At 48.7% G+C, this 15,179-nt stretch carries 14 protein-coding genes; 9 read left to right on the forward strand and 5 right to left on the reverse strand.

All coding sequences use genetic code 11. The annotated features are described in order from the left end of the window. Nucleotides 1-167: 167 nt before the first annotated feature. A complete protein-coding gene (locus GZ59_RS15210; protein ID WP_039292919.1) occupies nucleotides 168-1,334 on the reverse strand; it encodes a nucleotide sugar dehydrogenase in 1,167 nt (388 codons plus the stop codon). A 520-nt stretch (nucleotides 1,335-1,854) separates the two neighbouring features. On the opposite strand from GZ59_RS15210, the gene GZ59_RS15215 reads away from it, so the two are divergent. The 3 genes from GZ59_RS15215 to ybcJ all read left to right on the forward strand — a co-directional run bounded on the left by GZ59_RS15215 (nucleotide 1,855) and on the right by ybcJ (nucleotide 4,618). Then, nucleotides 1,855-3,402, forward strand: coding sequence for a sensor domain-containing diguanylate cyclase (locus GZ59_RS15215; RefSeq protein WP_039292922.1), 1,548 nt, complete (start codon nucleotides 1,855-1,857; stop codon nucleotides 3,400-3,402). A gap of 107 nt (nucleotides 3,403-3,509) precedes the next feature. Further along, nucleotides 3,510-4,373, forward strand: a complete 864-nt coding sequence (folD, locus tag GZ59_RS15220; protein WP_039292925.1) for a bifunctional methylenetetrahydrofolate dehydrogenase/methenyltetrahydrofolate cyclohydrolase FolD — start codon at nucleotides 3,510-3,512, stop codon at nucleotides 4,371-4,373. Nucleotides 4,374-4,405: 32 nt separating this feature from the next. Beyond that, nucleotides 4,406-4,618, forward strand: coding sequence for a ribosome-associated protein YbcJ (ybcJ, locus tag GZ59_RS15225; RefSeq protein ID WP_039292928.1), 213 nt, complete (start codon nucleotides 4,406-4,408; stop codon nucleotides 4,616-4,618). A 99-nt stretch (nucleotides 4,619-4,717) separates the two neighbouring features. Here the strand turns inward: ybcJ and cysS are convergent, their stop codons facing one another. Further along, nucleotides 4,718-6,103, reverse strand: coding sequence for a cysteine--tRNA ligase (gene cysS, locus GZ59_RS15230; protein ID WP_039292931.1), 1,386 nt, complete (start codon nucleotides 6,101-6,103; stop codon nucleotides 4,718-4,720). Nucleotides 6,104-6,403: 300 nt separating this feature from the next. After that, the gene (locus tag GZ59_RS15235) at nucleotides 6,404-6,826 is read right to left on the reverse strand and encodes a DoxX family protein (protein WP_039292936.1); all 423 of its coding nucleotides are present in this window, start codon (nucleotides 6,824-6,826) and stop codon (nucleotides 6,404-6,406) included. 421 nt (nucleotides 6,827-7,247) lie between these two features. Here GZ59_RS15235 and ppiB point away from each other — a divergent pair, with 421 nt between their 5' ends. The 6 genes from ppiB (at nucleotide 7,248) to GZ59_RS15265 (ending at nucleotide 13,562) form a co-directional block, all read left to right on the forward strand. Further along, entirely contained in the window at nucleotides 7,248-7,742 is a 495-nt protein-coding gene (ppiB, locus tag GZ59_RS15240) for a peptidylprolyl isomerase B (RefSeq protein ID WP_011094676.1), read from the forward strand. Between the two features lie 10 nt (nucleotides 7,743-7,752). Then, a complete protein-coding gene (gene lpxH, locus GZ59_RS15245; RefSeq protein ID WP_039292939.1) occupies nucleotides 7,753-8,475 on the forward strand; it encodes a UDP-2,3-diacylglucosamine diphosphatase in 723 nt (240 codons plus the stop codon). Between the two features lie 188 nt (nucleotides 8,476-8,663). Then, nucleotides 8,664-9,173, forward strand: coding sequence for a 5-(carboxyamino)imidazole ribonucleotide mutase (purE, locus tag GZ59_RS15250; RefSeq protein ID WP_039292942.1), 510 nt, complete (start codon nucleotides 8,664-8,666; stop codon nucleotides 9,171-9,173). Further along, the gene (gene purK / locus GZ59_RS15255) at nucleotides 9,170-10,240 is read left to right on the forward strand and encodes a 5-(carboxyamino)imidazole ribonucleotide synthase (protein WP_039292944.1); all 1,071 of its coding nucleotides are present in this window, start codon (nucleotides 9,170-9,172) and stop codon (nucleotides 10,238-10,240) included. Before purE ends, purK begins: the two co-directional genes overlap by 4 nt. A gap of 470 nt (nucleotides 10,241-10,710) precedes the next feature. Beyond that, complete coding sequence (locus GZ59_RS15260) at nucleotides 10,711-12,000, forward strand: HAAAP family serine/threonine permease (protein ID WP_039292945.1); 1,290 nt, start codon at nucleotides 10,711-10,713, stop codon at nucleotides 11,998-12,000. Nucleotides 12,001-12,194: 194 nt separating this feature from the next. Continuing rightward, nucleotides 12,195-13,562 carry an L-serine ammonia-lyase gene (locus tag GZ59_RS15265; RefSeq protein WP_011094681.1) on the forward strand — a complete coding sequence of 456 codons (1,368 nt, stop codon included), beginning with the start codon at nucleotides 12,195-12,197 and terminating at the stop codon, nucleotides 13,560-13,562. A gap of 220 nt (nucleotides 13,563-13,782) precedes the next feature. Here the strand turns inward: GZ59_RS15265 and GZ59_RS15270 are convergent, their stop codons facing one another. Both GZ59_RS15270 and pstB read right to left on the reverse strand, forming a co-directional pair. Beyond that, on the reverse strand, nucleotides 13,783-14,220 hold the full coding sequence (locus tag GZ59_RS15270) for a helix-turn-helix domain-containing protein (RefSeq protein WP_039292948.1): 438 nt from the start codon (nucleotides 14,218-14,220) through the stop codon (nucleotides 13,783-13,785). A 129-nt stretch (nucleotides 14,221-14,349) separates the two neighbouring features. Then, nucleotides 14,350-15,165 carry a phosphate ABC transporter ATP-binding protein PstB gene (gene pstB, locus GZ59_RS15275; protein WP_011094683.1) on the reverse strand — a complete coding sequence of 272 codons (816 nt, stop codon included), beginning with the start codon at nucleotides 15,163-15,165 and terminating at the stop codon, nucleotides 14,350-14,352. Between the last annotated feature and the right edge of the window lie 14 nt (nucleotides 15,166-15,179).

Raw genomic sequence — 15,179 nt, forward strand, 5'->3', positions numbered from 1 at the left:
GCCTTAAGCCAACCTTAATTTATTGCGATAATCATAAAATCATAGATAAGCCACACGAAATGGCGAAGCCACAAAAAAGACATAGTTAATTACAATGCAAAAGTGAACTTTTTACGAATAGTCCAATATCGAATAAAAATATCGATTTATTGATTTACGACAAGAAATCAATCCTCGCCGAATAAGTCTCGCGTATAGACTTTCCCTATCACATCTTTTAATTCATCGGCATAACGATTGGTAATAATAATGTCACACTGTTGTTTGAAACTGTCGAGTTGATGCACGATCGGGAAATCTAAAAAGTTATCATCATCAATCCCAGGTTCATAAATCACCACATTGATTCCTTTCGCTTTTATCCTTTTCATAATGCCCTGAATGGAGGAAAAGCGAAAATTATCCGACCCCGCTTTCATGATGAGGCGATGGACACCGACAGTTTTAGGGTGGCGGCGGATAATCGTATCGGCAATGAAATCTTTCCGCGTATGGTTAGCATCCACGATAGCCTTGATCAGGTTATTCGGCACGGTACGATAATTGGCCAAAAGCTGTCGAGTATCTTTCGGTAAGCAGTAGCCGCCGTAGCCGAAAGACGGATTGTTGTAGTAATCGCCAATACGAGGATCGAGACACACGCCTTCAATAATCTGCCGGGTATTCAACCCCAGCGATTCGGCGTAGCTATCCAACTCATTAAAGTAGGCCACGCGCATCGCCAGAAAGGTATTCGCAAACAACTTTATCGCTTCCGCCTCTGTCGGATCGGTAAAAAGAACGCGAATATCTTTCTTTAACGCACAATATATCAATAAGTTAGCGAAGAATCTCGCTCTTTCAGACCGCTCACCCACCACAATCCGCGACGGATAAAGATTGTCGTGCAGCGCCTTTCCTTCACGTAAAAACTCGGGCGAAAAAATGATGTTATCCGTATCGAACTGCTGGCTGATTTTCTCGGTGAAGCCAACAGGCACCGTCGATTTAATCACCATAATCGCCTGCGGATTAATCGCCAGCACGTCACGAATGACCGCCTCTACCGATGAGGTATTGAAATAGTTGGTTTGCGGATCGTAATCCGTCGGCGTAGCAATAATCACAAACTGCGCATCAGCATACGCCTCATGCTTGTCCAGCGTAGCCGAGAAATTCAGCGTTTCATGCTGTAAAAAGCGTTCAATCTCAGCGTCATTAAACGGCGATTTTCGTTGATTTAGCAACGCTACTTTTTCTGCCACAATATCCAACGCCACAACCTGATGCTGTTGTGCTAATAATAATCCATTCGATAAACCGACATATCCCGTTCCGCTAATCGCTATTTTCATGAAGGGCTCTTTATTTCATAACTGGCTGCAATTCTATTTCGCCGCAGTATCTTTTTTATTTTTCCATCTGAATAGAGGTGTTACATTTCAATTTATTTCCTGCTAAGCCATCGAGATTAATGATCTCATCATTCACGAAGGCACCTCTTACTCATCAGTCGAAATGTCAGAAACACCATACCATTATCATTAGCAACTCCGATTAAACGCCAATTAAACATAGCGTATTTAATGATAAATAAAATTTTTTTTACACCCTGTCACGCTTTCAAATAATTAGCCTGAAAACAAACCACATACAAGGCTTTGCATGAAGCAACGCTTTGTCATTTACTTTTACAGTTGGATAAAACCGATCCCGTATTTAACATCGTCGTTGATAACAAAAAAGACTATTCAATCGCAGCACGAAAATGAGATACAGAAAAAAACATAAGCCAACCTCATCAATAGCGGCGCAAATGGCAAGAGCGTCTACACTTATCATCAGTCATTTCTTTGGCTAAGGATGAGAAGGACGATGAAGGCCAGCATGAGCGAAAAAGCCAGCCAGTATCAAATGCCACTGCAAAAATTGATGATTATATTTATGCTATTCATCATCACGGCGGTAGTGGCACTGAACGGATGGGCAGTATTCAATTCTCACCAACAGCTTATCGATTCCACAGAGCGAAACGCCAAAAATCTGTCGCTGTCGCTGGCACGCCATGCCGAAGATACTTTTTTACAAGTCGACATATTGCTGCAAGATTTACAAGAGCGTATCGAGCAGGATGGTCAATCGTCCGTACAATTGAACCGATTAGGCGATATTTTAAGGAGCCGTAAGGCAACGCTGCCACAGTTGCATGGCATCTTCATTTATGACGACAAAGGCGAATGGTTGGTGAACTCTGGGATAGCAAAACCGGCAAATGCGAATAACGCCGACAGAGAATATTTCAAGTATCACCAGAATAACGTCAGTCAGGCCATGCACATCGGCAGCGTGATTCAGAGCCGATCTACCGGCGATCTGATCATTCCGGTCTCGATGCGTATCAATAAGCCAGACGGGAGCTTTAGCGGAGTGCTGCTCGCCACCCTCTCGCTGAACTATTTCAAACAGTATTATGGCTACTACTCCATGGGGAATATGGACGTGCTTGCCATTCTGCTTTCCGACGGCCGGATTCTGTACGGCCGTCCTTACGACGACTCTTATATCAACCGAAATGTGTCGAGCGGCCCGCTATTTTCAGAACACCTGAAACAGTCGGAAAGCGGAACAGCAACGTTTGTCTCCACGCTCGACCATGTCGAACGCATTTATGGCTACACAAAATTAAAGCGTTACCCCATCGTCATCGCCGCAGGTTTCGATCTTGGATTGGTTCTTAGTAAATGGAAATCGGACAGTCTGGTTTACGGTGCCATTACCTTAACTCTGCTATTCACTATTATCCTGCTCGGTTTGATCGTGCTGAGACAGATTCGTATGAATTTGAAAAATCAGATCGATTTAACCATCGTACGTGATGAGCTCACATCGGTTAACCACACCTTACAAACGCTAGCGCTGTTTGATGGCCTGACAGGCTTAGCTAACCGCCGCCAGTTTGATATTTTCCTGCAACAAACCCTATTGCGGGTTGCGGAAACGCGGCAGTGTATGGCGCTGATCATGATCGACGTCGACGCCTTCAAAAAATATAACGACCATTATGGGCACGTGGCCGGCGATGAGTGCCTACGCAAGATTGGTAACGCCCTGAGCAAAATGCCGAAGCGAAAAGAAGATTTAGTCGCCCGCTATGGCGGTGAGGAGTTCGCCATCATCATTACCGATACGGATAAACAAGGGGCCACCACGCTCGCTCAGCGCGTGCTGAATTCAGTGCGAGAGGAAAAAATCGCGCATGAAATGACGCTGTTCCCAGAGAAAATCGTCACCATTAGCGCCGGTGTCTATGTGTTCTGCGTCGATAACCCACCACCAACAGCAGCATCCGTTATTGATATTGCCGATGCCGCGCTGTATCGCGCCAAAAATAGTGGTAAAAACCGGTTCGAGGTCAGCGAATAGCGAGAACAATTGGAATTAATGTTGACGCAATGCCTGACAGCACGCGTAGCTTCTGACAAAATAGCGGCCATCTCCCCCTGTATTCCAATTGATGGGTCTCATCTCAGATGGCAGCAAAGATTATTGATGGTAAAACGATTGCGCAGCAGGTTAAAGACGAAGTTGCCGCACGAGTAACGCAGCGTTTGGCTGAAGGAAAACGCGCACCGGGTCTGGCTGTTGTGCTGGTTGGCGAGAACCCAGCGTCACAGATTTATGTCACCAGTAAGCGCAAGGTATGTGAAGAAGTCGGCTTTATCTCCCGCTCTTATGATTTACCCATCACCACAACGGAATCAGAGCTGTTAGCGCTTATCGACCAGCTCAACGCCGACCAGACGATTGACGGTATTCTGGTTCAGCTCCCGCTGCCGGAAGGCATTGATAACACCAAAGTGATCGAACGTATCGCCCCAGATAAAGATGTTGATGGCTTCCACCCTTACAACGTGGGCCGTCTGTGCCAGCGTGCGCCGCTGCTGCGTGCCTGTACACCACGCGGTATCATCACGCTGTTGGAGCGTTATAATATCGATACTTTTGGGCTGAATGCCGTTGTCGTCGGCGCATCCAATATTGTTGGCCGTCCGATGAGTCTGGAACTGTTGCTGGCGGGCTGTACTACTACCGTCACGCACCGCTTCACCAAAAACCTGCGCCACCATATTGAAAACGCCGACCTGCTGGTTGTCGCGGTGGGTAAACCGGGCTTTATCCCTGGCGAATGGATTAAACCAGGCGCAATCGTGCTGGACGTGGGTATCAACCGTCTGGAAAGCGGTAAAGTCGTCGGCGATATAGAATTTGAAACAGCGCAGGAAAGAGCGTCTTATATCAGCCCTGTACCGGGCGGCGTCGGCCCTATGACTGTTGCCACACTGATTCAAAACACGCTACAGGCGTGCGAAGAGTACCATGACCACGCCGAATAATTGGCGAGTCAAACACGAATAAGCAGGAATTTATGGCAACCTTTAATCTTGAAAAACATCCGTACGTTGAACTGTGCGATCTCTTGAAATTGCTGGGCTGGAGCGAAAGCGGAGCGACGGCTAAACTGGCTATCGCCGCAGGCGACGTAACTGTTGACGGCCAGACGGAAACACGCAAGCGCTGCAAAATCGTCGCTGGGCAAACCGTTCAGTTCAACGGCGAGACCGTAACTGTCGCCGAGTAGCCCTTACAACGTCAATGATGCCGAAAAAAAAGCCCGCAGAAGAATAATCGCGGGCTTTTTATTAGCTGAAAATGTGTTTATTGAGAGAAACGGTATTTACTACTTACGGCGCCAGATCGTTCCCTGCGGGCCGTCTTCCAGCACGATCCCCATCTCATTCAACCGATCGCGCGCCTGATCCGCCAGCGCCCAGTCTTTGGTCGCGCGTGCATCTTTACGCTGTTGGATTAATGCTTCGATTTCTTTCACTTCGTCATCATTCACCTGCGCACCGTTTTGCAGGAACTGCTCAGGATCCTGTTCCAGCAGGCCGAGCACGCCAGACAGTTTACGCAGTGTAGATGCCAGTTGATTCGCCGCCTGCACATCTTCCGCTTTCAGGCGGTTAACTTCGCGCGCCATATCAAATAGCACCGAGTAAGCTTCAGGCGTGTTGAAATCATCATCCATCGCGTCGTGGAAACGCGCTTCAAACTCGTCACCGCCGTGCGCTTCAACGCTGGGATCCGTTCCGCGCAGTGCGATATACAGGCGTTCTAACGCCGCACGCGCCTGTTTCAGGTTATCTTCACTGTAGTTCAACTGGCTACGATAGTGGCCTGACATCAGGAAGTAACGCACAGTTTCAGGGTCGTAATACGCCAGCACGTCACGCACGGTGAAGAAATTGTTGAGCGACTTTGACATCTTTTCGCGGTCAACCATCACCATACCGGAATGCATCCAGTAATTCACATACGGGCCATCGTGTGCACAGCAGGATTGTGCAATCTCATTTTCGTGGTGCGGGAACATCAAATCTGAACCGCCGCCGTGAATATCAAAGTGCTCACCCAGCTGTTTGCAGTTCATGGCTGAACATTCGATGTGCCAGCCGGGGCGCCCTTCTCCCCACGGAGAAGACCAGTGAGGCTCACCCGGTTTGGACATTTTCCACAGCACAAAGTCCATCGGGTTACGTTTCACTTCTGTAATTTCAACACGCGCGCCAGCCCGTAACTGATCGAGATCCTGACGAGACAGCACACCGTAGCCCGACGCAGTATCAACGGAGAACATCACATCGCCATTGCTCGCCACATAGGCGTGGCGACGGGTAATCAACGTTTCCACCATTTCGATGATATCGGTAATATGGTGCGTCGCACGCGGTTCAGCATCAGGACGCAGGATATTCAAGGCATCAAAATCAGCATGCATCTCTGCAATCATGCGGGTTGTCAGTTGGTCACTGGTTTCCCCATTTTCGATTGCACGTTTAATAATTTTGTCGTCAATATCGGTGATATTACGCACATATTTCAGTGAATACCCCAGATACCGCAAATACCGCGCCACCACATCAAACGCCACGAAAGTACGTCCATGACCGATATGACACAGGTCATAAACGGTGATGCCACACACATACATTCCCACCTGATCGGCGTGGATGGGTTTAAATTCCTCTTTTTGGCGACTCAGCGTATTAAAAATCTTTAGCATCAGGGCGTTCCAGTGTTTTTATAAAAAATGGTTTTCACAAAAAAATGGTTTCACAAGAGTGGTGTTCACAAAAACATCGTGTTCACACGATAGGTCAATCACAGTGGCAGTTAGCGTCAGCAATATCAATACATTCAGGGTTTATACCCCAACGGCGTATTGAAACCTGAACCCTACTGTATTGCAAGGTTAAGAAGAGGGAATAAGCGAGAAAGGATAAAAATGAAATGGCCCGGATTTCCCGGGCCATTTCACACAATCGGCGTTACTGACGAAAAAATAACCTGCTGACAAAAACAATCAGCGCCAACGTGGATTCGACATCACTGAGTATTTTCCGCTACCGAGCAAGGCAATAGCGATACCCGCAAAGAAGAAGACAGCCGCGCCTTCAACTGCCCACGCACCCGTTTTTTCCAGAGACAGGAAATCACCAGAATGCACCAGCAATGACGCGACAAACATAGTGAAAGAGAAGATCAGTGCGGCAGGACGTGTAAAAATGCCGAGAATCATCATGATTGGTATGATGATCTCACCGACATAAACACCGTAGCCCACAAAGGCTGGGAGTCCGGCATTAGTCAACATCCCCTCAATAAAACCAATCCCGCCGTGCAGCTTGTGCCACCCGTGGAACAACATCAAAACGCTGAAAGATACGCGCAAGAACAATTTGCCGAAATCGGGCTTATCTAATACTCGATTAATACTATCCAGCATGATCCACCTATCCATTTAGAGGTATTTATGGGTAATAAGAATGACTCTCAGATTAATCTGAGCTGAAAAAAAAGAATACGTTGATTACGCAAAACATTGATCTAGGGCAACAAAATTTTCATTCAAATTAATTAACCATTAACTGTGCATTTAATCAATTTATTTGTTTTCAAAAGCCTGCTTTGCGTGATTAAGCCATCATCGATGCATACTTGACCACAGTACATTTTCCCCGACGATTGCCTAAATATGAGTAGTAAACATTTTTATACGGCTTTTTCATCACACCAACCGCCAGCAAACGCGCAGAAAGACCGAAATACTGACTCAATCGACCAGTTATGCTATAACAGCGCTCTTGTTGTTCACCGTATTTTGTGAACTGCACTCTTATCACTAAGGCTATCTAGGGTTCATTATTATGATTACGCTTCATACCAACCACGGCGATATCGTTATTAACACGTTTGCAGACAAGGCGCCGGTTACTGTAGAAAACTTCCTGAACTACTGCCGCAGCGGTTTTTATGACAACACGATTTTTCACCGCGTGATTAATGGTTTTATGATTCAGGGCGGTGGCTTCGCTGCTGGCATGGATCAAAAAGAAACCAATGCGACAATCAAAAATGAAGCCAACAATGGCCTGAAAAATACCCGTGGCACGCTGGCGATGGCTCGTACCAACGATCCACATTCTGCTACTGCCCAGTTCTTTATCAACCTCATTGATAACGATTTCCTGAACTTCCGTTCAGAGCGTGCCGATGGTTGGGGCTACTGCGTATTCGCCGAAGTGACTGAAGGTATGGACGTTGTTGATAAAATCAAAGGCGTTGCAACCGGCCGCAGCGGCATGCACCAAGACGTACCGAAAGAAGACGTGGTGATCACCCACGTAACGGTCAGCGAATAATCCGGCCTGCATGGCAACGCTGTTTATTGCCGATCTGCATTTAAGTCTTCATGAACCGGCGATTACCGCCGGTTTTCTGCGTTTTTTACGCCATGAGGCGATTCATGCCGATGCGCTTTACATTCTTGGTGACCTCTTCGACGCCTGGATTGGTGATGACGATCCGCAACCACTGCATGCGACCATCGCTGCTGAATTGTATGCATTACATCAGCTCGGCATTCCCTGTTACTTCGTGCACGGTAACCGTGATTTTCTGATCGGCAAGCGTTTCGCCAGACAAAGTGGAATGACGCTGCTACCGACAGAAAATATCGTTGACCTCTACGGTCAAAAAATCCTCATTCTGCATGGTGATACCCTGTGTACTGACGATCCGGCCTATCAAAAATTTCGCCGCCGCGTACACAACCCGTTCATTCAGCAACTGTTCCTGCTGTTACCTTTATCGCTGCGTCTGAAGATAGCCGCTAAAATGCGTGCCAGCAGCCAACAGGCCAATCAGCAAAAGTCTCAGCAGATTATGGATGTGAATCCTGAGCAAGTGCTTGAACGCTTGCGGCACTATCAGGTGAAGACGATGATCCACGGCCACACACACCGTCCAGCCATCCATCAGGTTGATCTCGGCAAATCTTATGGCCGACGTGCCGTTCTCGGTGCCTGGCATGAGGAAGGTTCGATGATTAAGGTCACGCCACAAAATATCGAACTGATTTCCTTCCCATTTTAATGCGTTTTCTGCCATTGACTTAACAATCTCTCACCTAATCTCCCCAGTATTTCCGCATACGCAACCGTTTTCCTCGCCATAATGGCGTGATATGCTCTACGCCCTCAACGCCAGACCCTCTCGTCTGGCCGACGCAATATTGGTATACCCGCGTCACGAACACGTACAATCACAGGAGCGTCACAGGCATGTCATCCAACGTTGCCCCGGCTAAAATTGCCATCGTCATGGGTTCAAAGAGTGACTGGGCCACTATGCAGTTTGCTGCGGAAATCCTCACCACGCTGAACATTCCTTTTCATACCGAAGTCGTTTCCGCACACCGGACGCCGGATAAACTGTTCAGCTTCGCTGAGCAGGCGGCACAAAATGGTTTTGATGTGATTATCGCTGGCGCAGGCGGCGCAGCACACCTACCGGGTATGCTGGCAGCGAAAACGCTGGTTCCTGTGCTAGGCGTGCCAGTACAAAGCTCAACGCTGAGCGGTGTAGACAGCCTGTATTCCATCGTTCAAATGCCGCGTGGTATCCCGGTCGGCACGTTGGCAATCGGCAAGGCAGGCGCAGCGAATGCGGCTCTGCTGGCCGCACAAATTCTCGCCCTACATGATAATGGTATCGCCGCTCGTCTGGCAGACTGGCGTCAGGCGCAAACGGATGATGTGCTGTCTCATCCCGATCCGCGGGAGGAGGCATGAAACCGGTCTGCGTATTAGGCAATGGTCAGTTGGGCAGAATGCTCCGTCAAGCAGGCGAACCGTTAGGGATTGCCGTCTATCCCGTTGGGCTGGATGCGGAGCCGGAATCGGTTCCGTTTCATAACAGTGTGATTACCGCTGAGATCGAACGCTGGCCAGAAACCGCCCTCACCCGCGAACTGGCTGAACACACGGCGTTTGCGAACCGTGATATTTTCCCACGTCTGGCCGATCGCCTGACGCAAAAACAGCTGCTGGACTCGCTGAATCTGGCAACCGCGCCCTGGCAATTGCTGGCCAGCGCCGATGAATGGCAACACGTCTTTGCTTCATTAGGTGAGCTCGCTATCGTTAAACGCCGCGTCGGCGGTTATGACGGCCGTGGGCAGTGGCGCTTGCGTAACGGCGAGCAGCAGACGTTGCCCGCAGACTGCTACGGTGAATGTATTGTTGAGCAAGGGATTAATTTTTCTGGTGAAGTCTCACTGGTTGGCGCCCGCAATACGCACGGTAAATGCGTGTTCTACCCGCTAACCCATAACCTGCATCAGGATGGCATTCTGCGTACCAGCGTGGCTTTCCCTCAGCCTGATCCGCAATTGCAACAGCAGGCTGAGCAGATGCTGTCCGCGATTATGAATGCGCTAGGCTATGTTGGCGTGATGGCGATGGAATGCTTTATTGTCGGCGACCATCTGCTCATTAATGAGTTGGCTCCACGGGTACATAATAGTGGACACTGGACGCAAAATGGCGCGTCGATCAGCCAGTTTGAACTCCATCTGCGCGCCATTCTGGATCTGCCGCTGCCGGTACCGGTCGTCGAAACGCCGTCGGTGATGGTCAACCTGATCGGCACTGACGTGAATATCGACTGGCTGGCGCTGCCGCTGGTACATCTGCACTGGTATGAGAAAGAGGTTCGTCCTGGCCGCAAAGTTGGACACCTCAATCTACCGTCGTCGGACACCGCACAATTGCAACACACCCTGCAATCGCTGGCACCTCTATTACCAGAGGAATACCACAGCGGTCTGGCGTGGGCAGAAGAAAAACTCACCGCCTGACAGATCGGTGGCAGTTACCCGGCAGGTTATGATCTGCCGGGTAACTATCATTACCGATACGTCCCCTAACAGAGAAAAACCATCATTACGCGTGACATCAGCAAAATTGCGTTTATTATTTCAGCTACCTTTTATTTTATTTACTGTTCATTATTTATCACTCGGAAATTAAATAAAGTATCAATAACGAGCCGTTAGAAATACTTAAAATAAAGTATCAATATTGATATTTTAATTTGCACGAAAATTTATTAAAATATTCCCCGTCAATTCATTTCTGTGATCGCCTCGATATTATTCGCTGACCACCACGATATAGAATGCCGCCACAAAACAGTATTGACCTGTTGACATAATTAGCAGTATGTCTTTTTCGTTTTTTAAACTCTGTAACGGCAAGTTGCCGATACTGTAATTTTTATACCCCAGTATGATGGGTATTAATGTGTTCACCGAGGAGAAACCAGTAAATGAGCACAATTCAAGATAGCAGCCACGTGTTAGAACAGGCTTCAGGATGGCGTAAAAGCGACACCGTCTGGATGCTCGGCCTCTATGGCACGGCCATCGGTGCGGGCGTGTTATTCTTACCCATCAATGCTGGCATTGGTGGTTTAATTCCGTTAATTATCATGGCACTGATTGCCTTTCCGATGACGTATTATTCTCACCGTGCATTATGCCGCTTTGTATTATCCGGCAAGAAAGGTGGCGAAGATATTACCGAAGTCGTTGAAGAACATTTCGGCGTTGGTGCGGGTAAATTAATCACTTTGCTTTATTTTTTCGCTATTTATCCGATCCTATTAGTTTATAGCGTCGCTATCACCAATACGGTAGATAGCTTTATTACTCACCAATTGCATTTACCTTCTCCGCCGCGTGCTGCGCTGTCATTAATATTGATCCTCGGGTTGATGTTTATTGTCCGCTTCGGTGAAGCGATGATCGTTAAAGCAATGAGTGTTCTGGTTTACCCTTTTGTTGCCGTACTGATGTTGCTGGCGCTTTATTTAATTCCGAACTGGAATACCTCTGTTTTTGAAAACATTTCTCTGAGTTCCAGCGTAACGGGTAACGGTCTGTTGGCGACATTATGGCTGGCTATTCCGGTGATGGTTTTCTCCTTCAACCACTCGTCAATCATCTCCTCTTTCGCCGTTGCCAAACGCAAAGAATATGGTGATGATGCAGAGAAGAAATGCTCACGCATTCTGTCTTACAGCCACATTATGATGGTGTTGACGGTGATGTTCTTCGTTTTCAGCTGCGTACTGAGCCTTTCTCCAACCGAGCTGATGGAAGCAAAAACACAAAACATTTCTATTCTGTCCTATCTGGCGAACCATTTTAATAGCCCGGTAATCGGCTATCTGGCCCCAGTAATTGCGACCATCGCGATCTCTAAATCCTTTCTGGGCCACTATCTGGGTGCGGGTGAAGGCTTTAACGGCATGATCGTGAAATCCCTGCGCAGCAGAGGAAAAACCATCTCCAGCACCAAACTGAACCGTATCACTTCACTGTTCATGCTGATCACCACCTGGATTGTCGCGACGCTGAACCCAAGCATTCTGGGTATGATCGAAACTTTGGGCGGCCCAATTATCGCGTGCCTGCTGTTCCTGATGCCGATGTACGCCATCCAGAAAGTCCCAGCGATGAAAAAATACAGCGGCCACATTAGCGACGTCTTTGTCACCCTCATGGGACTGATCGCTATTTCCGCCATTGTTTACAGCCTGCGCGATCTGCTGTAACCCCCCCACCCTAATTTAACGCCGGAACGTTGTTCTCTAGCTATACCCTAGATAATTCGAGTTGCAGGCAGGCGGCAACGACACGAATCCCCAGGAGCTTACTCAAGTAAGTGACTGGGGTGAGTGAAGGAAGCCAACGCACATGCGGCTTGAAGTATGACGGGTATCCGGCGTTTTTTTTCAAGGAAATCGCTATGGTCAGCGTATTTGATATCTTCAAAATCGGTATCGGCCCGTCCAGTTCCCATACCGTCGGCCCGATGAAAGCGGGTAAAATGTTCACTGACGATCTGGTGAACCTCTCCTTTATCTCATCGGTGACGCGTATCGTCGTTGATATTTACGGTTCGCTCTCTCTAACGGGAAAAGGGCACCACACCGATATCGCCATCATTATGGGGCTCGCGGGTAACCTGCCAGATAGCGTAAACATCGATAGTATTCCGGCCTTTATTCAACAGGTGAAAGACACCCAACGGTTACCGATACTCAACGGCCAGTATGAGGTCAGCTTCCCGCTGGAATCTTCCCTGCGTTTCCAACCGGAAAACCTGCCGCTGCATGAAAACGGCATGACTATTCGCGCCTACAACCAACAAGAGCTGGTCTATAGCAAAACGTATTACTCCATCGGGGGCGGATTCGTCGTCGATCAGGAAAATTTCGGCAAACCCAATTTGGCAGACGAAAGCGCGCCCTACCCATTCTTTTCTGCCCAGAAGTTGCTGCAACATTGTCACGATCACTGCTTGTCTTTATCCGCCATCGTCCTGAAAAACGAGATCGCGATGCATGGACGAGAAGCGCTTGAGCTCTATTTTGCCGACGTGTGGAAGACCATGCAGGACTGCATGCATCGCGGCATGAATACTGAAGGGGTGTTGCCCGGCCCATTACGTGTTCCGCGCCGTGCGTCAGCGCTGCATCGCTTGCTGTTCATCAACGATCGTTTTTCTAATGACCCGATGGATGCCATGGACTGGATTAACATGTTCGCGATGGCCGTATCGGAAGAAAATGCAGCGGGCGGGCGTGTCGTCACAGCGCCGACTAACGGCGCGTGCGGCATTATTCCCGCCGTATTGGCCTATTACGATCGCTACGTTCAACCCGTTACCCCAGAAGCGTATCTGCGCTACTTTCTGGCATCCGGTGCTGTCGGCATACTTTACAAAATGAACGCCTCTATTTCCGGTGCCGAAGTTGGCTGCCAGGGGGAAGTCGGCGTTGCCTGTTCGATGGCCGCTGCTGGTCTAGCTGAGTTACTGGGTGCCAACCCTGAACAAGTGTGCATCGCCGCAGAAATTGGCATGGAGCATAATCTCGGGCTGACGTGCGATCCGGTAGCGGGTCAGGTTCAGGTGCCGTGTATTGAACGTAACGCTATCGCCTCCGTGAAGGCGATCAACGCAGCAAGAATGGCAATGCGCCGTACCAGCGAGCCACGCGTATCGCTGGATAAGGTCATTGAAACCATGTATGAAACCGGCAAAGACATGAATGCCAAGTACCGAGAAACGTCTCGCGGGGGGTTGGCCATCAAAGTGGTTCTGTGCGAATAATATCCCCGTCATACTTCAAGCTGCTTGTGCGTTGGCTGCCCTTACTCACCCCAGTCACTTACTTGTGTAAGCTCCTGGGGATTCGCGCGGTTGCCGCCTTCACGCAACTCGAATTATTTAGGGGATCAATGGCGGATGAAAAACTGATTCTGTCGCGTTAAATGTCTGGCTGATTAACGCGACAATCGGGGGTTAATGCGAGTGATTTAGCATTAGCCCTTTATTTTTTATCGCTTTCAGGCAGCGACCAGACAATATTGTTTTCAGCCGCCGCGATGTACCAGTCAACGGTACTGTTAGCCGGCTTCTTGATATTTTCATGTTTGGTGAGCGCTTGGGCAGGAAACGTTGCGGCTTTCTTTCTGATACGCAGCGGCGTCTGTTTTTTCTCACCGCTGATCTGCGCATGGAAGGACTCTACTTCAGCGTCGAAGAGCACACCCTCAATCTGATGCAGACGGTTCAACCCACGCAAAATAGAGAGCAGGCTACTGAGCGTAATGGATTCGCCCATTTCAGCACGCTTGATCGTCGCAATCCCCAGTCCCGCCAGTTCGGCAAGATCGACCTGCGATAAACGTTGCTGAATTCTGGAGTCTTTTATTCTCCGGCACAGCTCGGTAATAATGTCGCCTTCGTTCATGGTACTGAATTTCATCTTACCCGCCACTTGCCAGAGTCAAAAACTTGCGCGCATTTTATCATCAATTTTTCAAATGGTACGGATAATTGATGAACGGTATCCATAATTTTTTTAGGTCATTTAATACGATGGATTGATGAAAACTCACCCAAATCGCCCAGTGATATAGTCCTCTGTACGCCGCTGAGTCGGAGAGGTAAACAGATCGTCCGTGCGGTTGTACTCAATTAATTTACCTTGATTGATAAACGCGGTGTAATCCGACACACGAGCCGCCTGCTGCATATTGTGCGTCACCAACACCAGCGTAAAGTGCTGCTTTAGCGTTCCCATCAGTTCCTCAACAATCAGCGTCGAAATCGGATCGAGCGCAGAGGTCGGTTCGTCCAACAGTAGCACTTCTGGCTCAATGGCGATCGCCCGAGCGATCACCAAACGCTGCTGCTGTCCGCTAGATAGCGTGAGCGCATTGTCACTCAGCCGATCTTTTACCTCATGCCACAGCGCCGCCGCCCGCAGCGCACGCTCAACGGCATCATCCAGTAAGCGACGATCGCGCAGCCCCTGCAATCTCAGGCCATAAATCACATTTTCATAAATCGACTTGGGAAATGGATTCGGGCGTTGAAAAACCATACCAATCCGACGACGTAACACAGCAACATCCAACTGCGGGTCGTTAATGGGCATACCGTTCAGTCTGATATCGCCTTCAGTACGGCAGTCATCCACCAGATCGTTCATGCGGTTAAAGCAGCGTAACAGGGTGGATTTTCCACAGCCCGATGGGCCGATCAGCGCCGTGACCTGATTCTTCGGAATACGAATCGAAATATCGTTCAATGCCTGTTTATTACCATAGTACAGATTCAGATGTTCCACGGTTAACGTCGTCTGTTCATCACTCAGTTGATGAACATCAGGCAGCGGTGCCATCTCCTTTTGTGTCATAAATCCCATAACTTCATCCTACT

The sequence above is a fragment of the Pectobacterium atrosepticum genome, assembly GCF_000740965.1.
Classification (GTDB): Bacteria; Pseudomonadota; Gammaproteobacteria; order Enterobacterales; family Enterobacteriaceae; genus Pectobacterium; species Pectobacterium atrosepticum.

What these genes read in the sequence shown, in the direction of transcription:
- GZ59_RS15210 (WP_039292919.1), bottom strand. Translation starts at nt 1,334, where the DNA reads ATGAAAATAGCGATTAGCGGAACGGGATATGTCGGTTTATCGAATGGA.
- GZ59_RS15215 (WP_039292922.1), top strand. Translation starts at nt 1,855, where the DNA reads ATGAAGGCCAGCATGAGCGAAAAAGCCAGCCAGTATCAAATGCCACTG.
- folD (WP_039292925.1), top strand. Translation starts at nt 3,510, where the DNA reads ATGGCAGCAAAGATTATTGATGGTAAAACGATTGCGCAGCAGGTTAAA.
- ybcJ (WP_039292928.1), top strand. Translation starts at nt 4,406, where the DNA reads ATGGCAACCTTTAATCTTGAAAAACATCCGTACGTTGAACTGTGCGAT.
- cysS (WP_039292931.1), bottom strand. Translation starts at nt 6,103, where the DNA reads ATGCTAAAGATTTTTAATACGCTGAGTCGCCAAAAAGAGGAATTTAAA.
- GZ59_RS15235 (WP_039292936.1), bottom strand. Translation starts at nt 6,826, where the DNA reads ATGCTGGATAGTATTAATCGAGTATTAGATAAGCCCGATTTCGGCAAA.
- ppiB (WP_011094676.1), top strand. Translation starts at nt 7,248, where the DNA reads ATGATTACGCTTCATACCAACCACGGCGATATCGTTATTAACACGTTT.
- lpxH (WP_039292939.1), top strand. Translation starts at nt 7,753, where the DNA reads ATGGCAACGCTGTTTATTGCCGATCTGCATTTAAGTCTTCATGAACCG.
- purE (WP_039292942.1), top strand. Translation starts at nt 8,664, where the DNA reads ATGTCATCCAACGTTGCCCCGGCTAAAATTGCCATCGTCATGGGTTCA.
- purK (WP_039292944.1), top strand. Translation starts at nt 9,170, where the DNA reads ATGAAACCGGTCTGCGTATTAGGCAATGGTCAGTTGGGCAGAATGCTC.
- GZ59_RS15260 (WP_039292945.1), top strand. Translation starts at nt 10,711, where the DNA reads ATGAGCACAATTCAAGATAGCAGCCACGTGTTAGAACAGGCTTCAGGA.
- GZ59_RS15265 (WP_011094681.1), top strand. Translation starts at nt 12,195, where the DNA reads ATGGTCAGCGTATTTGATATCTTCAAAATCGGTATCGGCCCGTCCAGT.
- GZ59_RS15270 (WP_039292948.1), bottom strand. Translation starts at nt 14,220, where the DNA reads ATGAAATTCAGTACCATGAACGAAGGCGACATTATTACCGAGCTGTGC.
- pstB (WP_011094683.1), bottom strand. Translation starts at nt 15,165, where the DNA reads ATGGGATTTATGACACAAAAGGAGATGGCACCGCTGCCTGATGTTCAT.